This window comes from Haladaptatus sp. (assembly GCF_049589095.1).
Taxonomy (GTDB): Archaea; Halobacteriota; Halobacteria; order Halobacteriales; family Haladaptataceae; genus Haladaptatus.
Map to the genome: position 1 here is coordinate 1 of NZ_JBAWAC010000652.1, position 1,769 is coordinate 1,769.

Annotated in this window: 2 protein-coding genes; both read right to left on the reverse strand. The window is 62.8% G+C overall.

The annotated features are described in order from the left end of the window. On the reverse strand, positions 1 to 1,421 hold a 1,421-nt coding region (locus tag WBV42_RS20515; RefSeq protein WP_423987680.1), incomplete at its 3' end, for a long-chain fatty acid--CoA ligase. A 147-nt stretch (positions 1,422 to 1,568) separates the two neighbouring features. Next, on the reverse strand, positions 1,569 to 1,769 hold a 201-nt coding region (locus tag WBV42_RS20520; protein ID WP_423987681.1), incomplete at its 5' end, for an AMP-binding enzyme.

Below are 1,769 nucleotides of genomic sequence, written 5' to 3' on the forward strand. Positions count from 1 at the left end.
CAGGCCAGCGGGCGCTCCTGCCAGCGTTCGTGCGGCACGGCGATGACGGCCGCTTCGACCACGTCCTCGTGGGCCATCAACTCGTTTTCGAGGTCGATGATAGAGATCCACTCGCCGCCGCTCTTGATGACGTCCTTCGTGCGGTCCACGATCTCGATGTACCCTTCCGAATCGACGTTGGCGATATCGCCGGTCTTCAACCAGTCTCCCTCGAAATCGGCTTTGTTCGCGTCCGGGCGGTTGTAGTACTCGTCCACGACGGACGGTCCACGGACGAACAGTTCGCCGACCGACTGGCCGTCCCACGGCACCTCCTCTCCGTCGTCACCGACCACCTTCATCTCCAAGCCCGGCGAGAGCAATCCCTGTTTAGCACGAATGCCGTAGCGTTCCTCGTCGTTCAAGTTCGTCATCATGGCCTTCGGCCGGGAGACGCTCGCAATGCTCATCGTCTCGGTCATCCCCCACGCGTGCTCGATGGTCACGTCGTACTCCTCCTGATACCGCTGCATGACGCCTTTGGGCGCGGCGCTCCCACCCACGACGATTCGGTTGAGGCTGGAGATGTCGGCGTCGTGCGTGTCGAGATAGTCGAGCATGTCGATCCAAACGGTCGGAACGCCAGCCGTGAGCGTCACGCCTTCCGTCTCGATGAGGTTCACGAGGACCTCCGTCGATGGCTGTGTCCCGGGATACACCTGTTTCGCGCCCGCCATCGTCATCGTGTACGGGAACTCCCACGAGTTGACGTGGAACATCGGCACCACCGGCATCACGGTGTCACTCTCCTCGATACCGATGGCCGACGGGGTCAGCACCATCATGGCGTGGACGTAGATCATCTCGTGGCTGTACTCCACGCCCTTCGGTTTCCCGGTGGTTCCCGACGTGTAACACATCCCGGCCGGTTGGTCGCCCGAGAGGTCGGGCCACGCGAACTCGGTCGAGTCGTGATTTTCGAGCAGTTCCTCGTACGAGTGGGCCGGGAGGTCGGTGTCCGGAACGTCGTCGGCCATGACGACGACTTCCTCGACATGGGGCAGCGAATCCCACAGGCGCTCGACGGTTTCGAACGGGTCGCCGGGGTCCACGAGCAACACCTCGTCGGCGGCGTCGTTCAGGATGTATTCGACGTGGTCGTCCCCGAGCAGGACGTTGACGGTGTGAAGTTGTGCGCCCATGAGCGGAACGGCGTAGTACGCCTCGAAGTGACGGGAGTGGTTCCACCCGAAGGTTCCCACTCGCGTCCCCGATTCGACGCCGAGCGCGTCCAGCGCGCTAGCGAGTGCCTGTACTCGCTCGCCGAACTCGCGGTACGTGTAGCGGTGTGTTCCGGCGGGTGTACGGGAGACGATCTCCTGTTCCGGGAACAGCTTCGTGGCCCGCCAGAAGAACGGGCGTATGGTCAGATCGAATGTCATGTGTTGTGAGTCGCAAGGTACGGTCGGCACGTGATGAACGCGGAGTCGCCGACCGGATCGTCCGCCGAACCCAACGCACGCATCAATCAAAAATTATCGTGATGGTTTCGGCGCTCACCCGCGCGTCGCGACGCGTGAGCGAATTGCTCACTCCCGACCCTCCAGATGGAACTTCTGTACTTTCCCGGTCGTCGTCCGCGGCAGTTCGTCCACGAACTCGACTTCGCGGGGATGTTTGTACGCCGCGAGTCGGTCGAGACAGAACTCCCGAACCTCCTCCGGCGTCGCGTCCGCATCCGGCGAGGGCACGACGAAGGCTTTGACGGTCTCGTTGCGGCGGTCGTCGGG